Raw genomic sequence first — 9,296 nt, 5'->3', positions numbered from 1 at the left:
CCCCACTTTGGTCCGAAGACGTTATGCGGTATTAGCTACCGTTTCCAGTAGTTATCCCCCTCCATCAGGCAGTTTCCCAGACATTACTCACCCGTCCGCCGCTCGTCACCCGAGAGCAAGCTCTCTGTGCTACCGCTCGACTTGCATGTGTTAGGCCTGCCGCCAGCGTTCAATCTGAGCCATGATCAAACTCTTCAATTTAAGTTTGATGCTCGTGAATTAAACTTCGTAATGAATTACGTATGTTCACTCAGAGACTTGGTATTCATTTTTCGTCTTGCGACGTTAAGAATCCATGTCACTTTGAGTGCCCACACAGATTGTCTGATAAATTGTTAAAGAGCAGTTGCGACGCGCTTTAGCGCTCTGTCGCGAGGTGGCGTATATTACGCTTTCCTCTTTCAGAGTCAACCCCATTTTCAGAAGTTTTTCTCTTTCAACCTGGCGGCTTGTTTGCCGTTGTTCCGTGTCGATGGAGGCGCATTATAGGGAGCTGCCGAGGAATGACAAGCGGAAAAATGCATTTTTATTTCAACCGCTCATCTTTTCGCCTCAAAGGCTACTTTTTCTGCTTTTTGATGGCTGCAGGCAGCGCTGCCAGGCTATCTATCACCCAATCTGCTGCTTTTTCGGCTTCTTCCGTCACCGGCTTGCCGGTACGCACTAACACTTTATTCGCAACGCCCGCCGCAGCAGCTGCCTGCATATCTTCGATTTTGTCGCCAACCATAAAGGAGGCGTCCATATCGATATGCAGGAAATCACGAGCAGAGATAAACATCCCCGGATGCGGCTTACGGCAATCGCATACCTGACGATACTCTTCTACCGTCCCCTGCGGATGATGCGGACAATAATAGATGCCGTCCAGATCGACACCGCGATCGGCCAGCGACCAGTCCATCCACTCAGTCAGGGTTTCAAATTGTGCTTCCGTGAACTTGCCACGGGCGATGCCAGACTGGTTGGTCACCAGAATCAGCGCATAGCCCATCTCTTTCAGCTCGCGCATGGCATCAATGACGCCATCAATAAATTCAAATTCGTCAATTTCATGGACGTAACCGTGATCGACATTAATAGTGCCATCGCGGTCTAAGAAAATAGCGGGTACGGTTTTTGCCACCGGTTTGCTCCTGAATAAGGCTTGTCGCGCTAGTATCTCATGTTTCCTGCGCCAATAAAGTGCTCATTATCACCGCTCCGGATTGATTTAGACGTCTGGATGCCTTACCATCCATTTCATTGACGGTCGCTGCGCTATGCAGCAGCAGAAAATGCCACGGCAAATCACTACACGATAATAAATAGCTAATGATTAAACTTTCGAATATCACCAAAGTGTTCCAGCAGGGTCACAAAACCATTCAGGCTTTGAATAATGTCAGCCTGCATGTCCCTGCCGGACAAATTTACGGCGTCATCGGCGCGTCGGGTGCAGGTAAAAGCACCCTGATCCGCTGCGTCAACCTGCTTGAGCGCCCAACCCAGGGAAGCGTTCTGGTGGATGGACAGGACTTAACGGCCCTTTCTGAATCGCAGCTGACCAAAGCGCGCCGCCAGATTGGCATGATTTTCCAGCATTTTAATCTGCTGGCCTCTCGCACGGTATTCGGCAACGTGGCTCTGCCACTGGAGCTGGACAATACGCCGAAGGAAGAGATCAAACGCCGCGTGACCGAACTGCTCGACCTCGTTGGTCTGGCCGACAAGCACGACAGCTACCCGGCCAACCTCTCCGGCGGACAAAAACAGCGTGTCGCAATCGCGCGCGCCCTGGCGAGCAACCCAAAAGTGTTGTTGTGTGATGAAGCCACCAGCGCACTGGATCCTGCCACCACTCGCTCCATCCTTGAGCTGCTGAAGGACATCAACCGTCGCCTTGGCCTGACAATCCTCCTTATTACACATGAGATGGATGTCGTGAAGCGCATCTGCGACTGCGTGGCTGTCATCAGCAACGGTGAGCTGATTGAGCAGGACACGGTCAGCGAAGTGTTCTCACACCCGAAAACGCCACTGGCGCAGCAGTTTATTCAGTCCACGCTGCATCTGGATATTCCGGAAGATTATCTGGCTCGCCTGAAGCCTGAACCTCAGGCGGACAGCGTCCCGATGCTGCGCATGGAGTTTACCGGCCAGTCCGTCGATGCGCCTTTGCTGTCCGAAACCGCTCGCCGCTTCAATGTGAATAACAACATTATCAGTGCGCAGATGGATTACGCCGGCGGCGTGAAGTTCGGCATCATGCTGACCGAAATGCACGGCACACAAGAAGATACGCAGGCCGCCATCAGCTGGCTGCAGGAACACCATGTAAAAGTAGAGGTACTGGGTTATGTCTGAGCCAATGATGTGGTTGCTGGCGCGTGGCGTCTGGGAAACGTTGGCGATGACCTTTGTTTCCGGTTTCTTTGGCTTTGTGCTGGGTCTGCCGGTAGGCGTGCTACTGTACGTCACCCGTCCGGGTCAGATTGCTGAGAACGCAAAACTCTACCGTACGCTGTCAGCACTGGTGAATATCTTCCGCTCCATTCCTTTCATTATTCTGCTGGTCTGGATGATCCCCTTCACTCGCGTGATCGTCGGAACATCCATTGGCCTTCAGGCGGCCATCGTTCCACTGACCGTGGGTGCCGCGCCGTTTATCGCCCGTATGGTTGAAAACGCCCTGCTGGAAATCCCGACCGGGCTGATTGAAGCCTCGCGTGCCATGGGCGCAACAGCTATGCAGATTGTTCGCAAAGTTCTGCTGCCTGAAGCGCTGCCGGGCCTGGTGAATGCGGCAACAATTACGCTGATTACCCTCGTGGGTTACTCCGCGATGGGCGGTGCTGTGGGCGCTGGCGGCCTGGGCCAGATTGGCTATCAGTATGGCTACATCGGTTATAACGCTACGGTTATGAACACCGTTCTGGTATTACTGGTGGTTCTGGTTTATTTAATTCAATTCTCAGGCGATCGCATCGTCCGGGCTGTCACTCACAAGTAACGTTACACACAACATACAACTCTAAGAGTTTAAGGAAATAGAATGGCGTTCAAGTTTAAAACCTTTGCGGCAGTGGGTGCCCTGATTGGTTCTCTGGCACTGGTGGGTTGCGGTCAGGATGAGAAAGACCCGAACCACATTAAAGTGGGCGTGATTGTCGGTGCAGAACAGCAGGTTGCAGAAGTTGCGCAGAAAGTAGCAAAAGAGAAGTATGGCCTGGATGTTGAACTGGTGACCTTCAACGATTACGTGCTGCCTAACGAAGCGCTGAGCAAAGGCGATATCGACGCCAACGCCTTCCAGCATAAGCCATATCTGGATCAGCAGATCAAAGACCGCGGCTATAAACTGGTTCCGGTCGGCAACACCTTCGTTTACCCAATTGCTGGCTACTCCAAAAAAATCAAATCCCTGGATGAGCTGCAGCCAGGTTCTCAGGTTGCCGTGCCTAACGACCCAACCAACCTCGGCCGTTCCCTGCTGCTGCTGCAGAGTCAGGGCCTGATCAAACTGAAAGACGGCGTGGGCCTGCTGCCAACCGTTCTGGACGTGACCGAGAACCCGAAAAACCTGAAAATTGTTGAGCTGGAAGCCCCTCAGCTGCCGCGTTCCCTGGACGATGCACAGATTGCCCTGGCCGTTATTAACACCACCTACGCCAGCCAGATTGGCCTGACGCCAGCGAAAGACGGCATCTTTGTTGAAGGTAAAGACTCTCCTTACGTGAACCTGATCGTGAGCCGTGAAGACAACAAAGATGCGGAAAACGTGAAGAAATTCGTTGAAGCCTATCAGTCTGACGAAGTGTACGAAGCCGCGAATAAGATCTTCAACGGTGGCGCCGTTAAAGGCTGGTAATCTTTTCACAAAGTAATATCATTCAGGACGGGCTTTATGCCCGTCTTGTCATTTTAGCCGTCGCCTGATTCAATACGTTCGGCTTTTATTCATTAAGGAAATCCTATGCGTGCTTTACCGATCTGTTTCTTAGCGCTCGTCCTGAGCGGCTGTTCCATGATGAGCAGATCTCCTGTCGAACCTGTACAAAGCAGCGCAACGCCGGCCAAAACGGAGCCAGCGAAACCAAAAGCCGCGCGCCCTGCGCCGGTAAAAATTTACAACAGCGCGGAAGAGCTGGTTGGCAAACCGTTCCGCGATCTGGGTGAAGTGAGCGGCGAATCCTGTCAGGCCTCCAATCAGGATTCCCCACCGAATATTCCAACAGCCCGTAAGCGTCTGCAAATCAACGCCGCCAAAATGAAGGCCAACGCCGTTCTGCTGCACAGCTGTGAAGTCACCAGCGGCACGCCAGGCTGCTACCGCCAGGCCGTCTGCCTCGGCACCGCCCTCAATGTTTCGGCGAAATGAGTGAATTTTCCTTCGAGCAGATAGGCGTTATCCGCTCACCTTATAAAGAGAAGTTTGCCGTTCCGCGCCAGCCCGGTCTGGTGCAACACGGGCACGGTGAACTTCACTTACTCCCGCCTTACAACCAACCCGATGCCGTTCGTGGCCTGGAAGCGTTCAGCCACCTTTGGGTACTGTTTGTGTTCCATCAAACGATGGAAGGCGGCTGGCGACCAACCGTTCGTCCTCCACGCCTGGGCGGTAATGCCAGAATGGGGGTTTTCGCCACGCGTTCCACCTTCCGTCCGAACCCGATAGGCATGTCACTCGTTGAGTTAAAAGATATTCGCTGTCACAAAGATCAGGTTATTTTGCAGCTCGGCAGCCTCGATCTGGTCGACGGCACGCCGGTGGTCGATATCAAACCTTATCTCCCCTTCGCAGAAGCGTTGCCGGATGCGCAGGCGAGCTATGCGCAACAGGCTCCCGTCGCCAGCGTGGACGTCACCTTTACGGTTGAAGTGGAATATCAATTTCCAGTCCTGGAAAAGCGCTACCCTCATCTTCGCGCCTTCATTGCCGATGTACTGGCCCAGGATCCTCGCCCCGCTTACCGCAAAGGTGAAGAAAACGGCAAGACCTACGCCGTCTGGTTACACGATTTTAACGTTCGCTGGCGCGTGACCGCTGCCGGGTTTGAAGTCTTTGCTTTAGAAGCACGCTAATTTTCGCCTCCTCTCTTTTGACAATTCTGCCAGGCTGATAAACTAAACCACTTTTTTTGTATCAGGCGGGCAACCTCGCCTGCGCCAATCGTTCAAATGGAACCGTAATAACATGCGTACTAGTCAATACCTGCTCTCCACGCTGAAGGAGACACCTGCCGACGCCGAGGTTATCAGCCATCAGCTGATGCTTCGCGCCGGGATGATTCGCAAGCTCGCTTCCGGGTTGTACACCTGGCTGCCGACCGGCGTGCGCGTCCTGAAAAAAGTCGAAAACATCGTGCGTGAAGAGATGAACAACGCCGGTGCCATCGAGGTGTTGATGCCGGTGGTTCAGCCTGCTGACCTGTGGGAAGAGAGCGGTCGTTGGGAACAGTACGGTCCGGAACTGCTGCGCGTTGCCGATCGTGGCGATCGTCCTTTTGTTCTCGGCCCGACGCATGAAGAAGTGATCACCGACCTGATGCGTAATGAGCTGAGCTCTTACAAACAGCTGCCGCTGAATCTCTTCCAGATCCAGACTAAATTCCGTGACGAAGTACGCCCACGTTTCGGTGTTATGCGCTCCCGCGAATTCATCATGAAAGACGCCTACTCGTTCCATACGTCTCAGGAATCCCTGCAGGAAACCTACGACGCGATGTACGCGGCCTACAGCAAAATCTTCAGCCGTATGGGTCTGGACTTCCGTGCGGTGCAGGCGGATACCGGTTCTATCGGCGGCAGCGCCTCTCACGAATTCCAAGTACTGGCTTCCAGCGGCGAAGATGACGTTATCTTCTCTGACGCCTCTGACTTTGCTGCGAACATCGAATTTGCTGAAGCGCTGGCACCGAAAGAGCCTCGCGCTGCCGCGACTCAGGAAATGAGCCTGGTCGATACGCCAAACGCGAAAACTATCGCCGAGCTGGTTGAGCAGTTCGGCCTGCCGGTTGAAAAAACCGTCAAGACTCTGTTGGTTAAGGCGACTGAAGGCAGCAGCTACCCGCTGGTTGCGCTGCTGGTACGCGGCGATCACGAACTGAACGAAGTGAAAGCGGAAAAACTGCCGCAGGTTGCAAGCCCGCTGACTTTCGCTACCGAAGCAGAAATCCGTGCCGTCGTAAATGCAGGCCCAGGCTCGCTCGGGCCGGTTAACATGATCATTCCAGTGGTTATCGATCGCACCGTTGCCGCAATGAGCGATTTCGCCGCTGGCGCGAACGTGGACGGCAAACACTACTTCGGCATCAACTGGGATCGCGACGCAGCGACGCCGGAAGTTGCTGATATCCGTAACGTTGTCGCGGGCGATCCAAGCCCGGATGGCAAAGGTACGCTGATGATCAAGCGTGGTATCGAAGTGGGTCATATCTTCCAGCTCGGTACCAAATATTCCGAAGCGATGAAGGCCGCCGTTCAGGGTGAAGATGGTCGTAACCAGACGCTGACCATGGGCTGCTACGGTATCGGCGTGACGCGTGTAGTTGCGGCGGCTATTGAGCAGAACCACGATGAGCGCGGTATCCTCTGGCCGGACAACATTGCGCCGTTCCAGGTGGCGATCCTGCCGATGAACATGCATAAGTCTTACCGTGTGCAGGAGCTGGCAGAAAAACTCTACGCAGAACTGCGTGCTCAGGGTATCGAAGTGCTGATGGATGACCGTAAAGAGCGTCCGGGCGTGATGTTCGCCGACATGGAGCTGATTGGTATTCCACACACCATCGTTATCGGCGACCGCAACCTCGACAGCGACGACATCGAGTACAAATACCGTCGCAACGGCGAGAAGCAGATGATTAAGACCGGGGAAATCCTCAATTACCTGGTGCAGGCCGTCAAAGGCTAAAACAAAAAAGCCGCTGAAATCAGCGGCTTTTTTTTTCCTTTCTGGCACAATTAATTATTACATTCTTTGCCTGGGATAAACTTCGCGTCTTTATCCGTCTTCAGCGTTCTCACCGGCTCACCCGTGTCCGGGTTCGGCTCCAGCGTGAAGTGCCCTTCTACTGTCAGCAGCACAGGCTTTGTGGCGTTCCCGCGCGCGGCGGCGTAATCACGTTCAAGCTGAGCGTTATTCGCCACGGCAACGCGTTTGCCCGTTGCACAGTCGGTGAAGGTGGCCGTATCAGCCATGTAGAAGTACATGCCGCGCATCGCGATAGGTGTCGTTGGCAGGCTGGTTTTTACTGGCTCCAGCGTGTAATTCAGCGTGGAGACAATCGGGTTTCCTTCCCTGTCCAGCATCTCCAGCTTATCGCCCTTAGTACGGTAATAGGACTTTTCGCCCTGACTGTCGGTCAGTACCAACTTCTCGGCGGTGCGCGCCCATGTGCCGTAGGAACCGAATGACGAAGGTTCACGAGCCACGCCCTGATAGCGCTCATTCATAACCCAGGAGCCGTCTTTTTCCAGAAACAGCGTCGTTTCAATCCCTTCGCAGTCCGCACACGGCAGAACACCGCGCCAGCTCTGCTGCATTGGCTGCAGCGCGGCTTCCTGACTGCCTTTCAGGGTTTGCTCATCTGAACGATTGTTACAGCCAGGCAATGCACACAGCATGCCCATCGCTGCGAGGGCGACCAGTACCTTCTTCACATTAATTTCCTTATGCTGTTCATTGTTGTGGGTCAGTCGCCGGAGTGGCGGACTTTGCCACGCATCGCTTTGACCGATGATTTCTGCGATTTTGACGCAAGGCGACGCTCTTTCGATGCTCGCGTCGGGCGCGTTGCCCGGCGGTGCTTTTGTTCTACCGTTAATGTCTGAATGACCGACACCAGGCGCGCCAGCGCCGCTTCCCGGTTCATTTCCTGACTGCGATATTCCTGTGCCTTAATAATTATAACGCCATCGGCCGTGATCAAATGATGGCTGGCGGCCAACAGGCGCTCTTTATAATACTCTGGCAGGCTTGAGGCCCGGATGTCAAAACGCAGGTGTATCGCCGTTGAGGCTTTATTCACGTGCTGACCGCCGTTGCCCTGCGCGCGAATGGCGGTGATTTCAACCTCTTCGTCAGCCAGAGAAAGCTGACGGGAGATAACAATCATTGCAGCTGTTGCCAGCAGGTTGGAATAATTTCAAGATTATTCCGATCGTCGGAGAGCCACAGCGTGCCTTCCTGCAACGTGGCCTGAAGCGTCATGTTGCGTGCGGCGAAGGTGGTGAGCTGCGCTAACTGTGCATCGTCAAAATACCAGACGGTGAGATTTTTATACCCGGCAAGCGCCGCCTGATTCTGCTGCCACCAAATTTCCGCTGCGCGGCTGTTGTAGGTGAAAAGGGCAACCTGCTTCGCGCGCGAACAGGCCTTTTTGATTCTGCGCTCTTCAGGTAACCCCATCTCGATCCACAGATCCACGCCCAGGTGATCGTTCAGCAGCCACACTTCCGGTTCGTCATCCGCGCTGAGGCCACGGGTAAACTGCAGGCGATCGTCGGCATACATCATCCATGCCAGCAGACGCAGCATCATGCGCTCTTCGGTTTCTGACGGGTGGCGAGCCAGCGTCAGGCTGGCATCGAGGAACTGGTTACGGTCGAGATCGGCAACGTTCACCACCGCTTTATAAATTGTCGCTTTCAGCGCCATGATTTTACTCCTGAAAATTGGCGGCCATTGTACCCAAATCTGCCGTAAAAGGCTGTCGCCAATTCCGTTCTGAACCGCTCATCCTGCTGATAATGCTTAAATGAGTATGGTATAGTCACCTTGCTAAACAGAGTTTATCTTCGTAGGCTTAAACTTGCATCCCACAGTTAAGTCAGAACGCTGACAGGAGGGCATGTGGAAAAGTATTGTGAGTTAATACGCAAGCGGTATGCGGAAATAGCCAGCGGGGACTTAGGATATATTCCGGATGCGCTGGGTTGTGTGCTAAAAATATTGAATGAAGTGGCGGCGGACGACGCGATTTCAGAGTCGGTCAGGGAAAAAGCGGCCTATGCGGCGGCAAACTTACTGGTGAGCGATTATGTCAATGAATGAGTCTTATCAACCGATCAACTGTGACGACTATGACAACCTCGAACTCGCCTGTCAGCACCATCTCGTTCTGGCGCTGGAGCTGAAAGATGGCGAAGTGCTGAAGGCGAAAGCCAGCGACTTAGTCTCACGCAAAAACGTCGAATATCTTATCGTGGAAGCCTCGGGCGAAAGCCGTGAGCTGCGACTCGACAAGATAGCAAGCTTCAGCCACCCGGAGATCGGTACCGTGGTGGTCAGCGAGGAGTAATCCACAACGGGC

The 9,296-nt window shown here is 53.8% G+C and carries 12 protein-coding genes and 1 rRNA gene; 8 read left to right on the top strand and 5 right to left on the bottom strand.

Going from position 1 to position 9,296, the window contains the following annotated elements:
* Together CRO87_RS10950 and gmhB are read right to left on the bottom strand one after the other, a co-directional pair.
* Nucleotides 1-201 (bottom strand): 16S ribosomal RNA (locus tag CRO87_RS10950); the annotation flags it as partial.
* A 358-nt stretch (nt 202-559) separates the two neighbouring features.
* Nucleotides 560-1,126, bottom strand: coding sequence for a D-glycero-beta-D-manno-heptose 1,7-bisphosphate 7-phosphatase (gene gmhB / locus CRO87_RS10940; RefSeq protein ID WP_097162970.1), 567 nt, complete (start codon nt 1,124-1,126; stop codon nt 560-562).
* Between the two features lie 188 nt (nt 1,127-1,314).
* Here gmhB and metN point away from each other — a divergent pair, with 188 nt between their 5' ends.
* From metN to proS, 6 genes are all read left to right on the top strand, one after another.
* Nucleotides 1,315-2,346 (top strand): methionine ABC transporter ATP-binding protein MetN, encoded by a 1,032-nt coding sequence (gene metN, locus CRO87_RS10935; protein ID WP_097162969.1) that lies wholly within the window; start codon nt 1,315-1,317, stop codon nt 2,344-2,346.
* On the top strand, nt 2,339-2,992 hold the full coding sequence (locus tag CRO87_RS10930; RefSeq protein WP_097162968.1) for a methionine ABC transporter permease MetI: 654 nt from the start codon (nt 2,339-2,341) through the stop codon (nt 2,990-2,992). The genes metN and CRO87_RS10930 overlap by 8 nt, the downstream gene beginning before the upstream one ends.
* A 42-nt stretch (nt 2,993-3,034) precedes the next feature.
* Nucleotides 3,035-3,850, top strand: a complete 816-nt coding sequence (gene metQ, locus CRO87_RS10925; protein WP_097162967.1) for a methionine ABC transporter substrate-binding lipoprotein MetQ — start codon at nt 3,035-3,037, stop codon at nt 3,848-3,850.
* Nucleotides 3,851-3,955: 105 nt separating this feature from the next.
* Nucleotides 3,956-4,360 (top strand): Rcs stress response system protein RcsF, encoded by a 405-nt coding sequence (gene rcsF / locus CRO87_RS10920; RefSeq protein WP_097162966.1) that lies wholly within the window; start codon nt 3,956-3,958, stop codon nt 4,358-4,360.
* Entirely contained in the window at nt 4,357-5,064 is a 708-nt protein-coding gene (gene tsaA / locus CRO87_RS10915; protein WP_097162965.1) for a tRNA (N6-threonylcarbamoyladenosine(37)-N6)-methyltransferase TrmO, read from the top strand. The genes rcsF and tsaA overlap by 4 nt, the downstream gene beginning before the upstream one ends.
* A gap of 112 nt (nt 5,065-5,176) precedes the next feature.
* The gene (proS, locus tag CRO87_RS10910) at nt 5,177-6,895 is read left to right on the top strand and encodes a proline--tRNA ligase (RefSeq protein WP_097162964.1); all 1,719 of its coding nucleotides are present in this window, start codon (nt 5,177-5,179) and stop codon (nt 6,893-6,895) included.
* 50 nt (nt 6,896-6,945) lie between these two features.
* Here proS and nlpE read toward each other — a convergent pair whose 3' ends face one another.
* Genes nlpE through CRO87_RS10895 form a run of 3 tightly spaced genes read right to left on the bottom strand, consistent with a single transcriptional unit; the run spans nt 6,946 to nt 8,641 of the window.
* Nucleotides 6,946-7,644 (bottom strand): envelope stress response activation lipoprotein NlpE, encoded by a 699-nt coding sequence (gene nlpE / locus CRO87_RS10905; RefSeq protein ID WP_097162963.1) that lies wholly within the window; start codon nt 7,642-7,644, stop codon nt 6,946-6,948.
* 32 nt (nt 7,645-7,676) lie between these two features.
* On the bottom strand, nt 7,677-8,099 hold the full coding sequence (gene arfB, locus CRO87_RS10900) for an alternative ribosome rescue aminoacyl-tRNA hydrolase ArfB (protein ID WP_097162962.1): 423 nt from the start codon (nt 8,097-8,099) through the stop codon (nt 7,677-7,679).
* Nucleotides 8,096-8,641: a YaeQ family protein gene (locus CRO87_RS10895; protein ID WP_097162961.1), complete on the bottom strand. Its 546-nt coding sequence runs from the start codon at nt 8,639-8,641 to the stop codon at nt 8,096-8,098. The genes arfB and CRO87_RS10895 overlap by 4 nt, the downstream gene beginning before the upstream one ends.
* A gap of 195 nt (nt 8,642-8,836) precedes the next feature.
* Between CRO87_RS10895 and CRO87_RS10890 the strand changes: the two genes are divergently transcribed.
* Together CRO87_RS10890 and rof are read left to right on the top strand one after the other, a co-directional pair.
* On the top strand, nt 8,837-9,037 hold the full coding sequence (locus CRO87_RS10890; RefSeq protein WP_097162960.1) for a YaeP family protein: 201 nt from the start codon (nt 8,837-8,839) through the stop codon (nt 9,035-9,037).
* Nucleotides 9,024-9,284 carry a Rho-binding antiterminator gene (gene rof / locus CRO87_RS10885; RefSeq protein WP_141398689.1) on the top strand — a complete coding sequence of 87 codons (261 nt, stop codon included), beginning with the start codon at nt 9,024-9,026 and terminating at the stop codon, nt 9,282-9,284. The genes CRO87_RS10890 and rof overlap by 14 nt, the downstream gene beginning before the upstream one ends.
* Nucleotides 9,285-9,296: the final 12 nt, after the last annotated feature.

Origin of the sequence: Enterobacter sp. CC120223-11 (genome assembly GCF_900215375.1) — a bacterium.
Classification (GTDB): Bacteria; Pseudomonadota; Gammaproteobacteria; order Enterobacterales; family Enterobacteriaceae; genus Scandinavium.
This window is presented reverse-complemented; position numbering and strand designations above follow the sequence as displayed.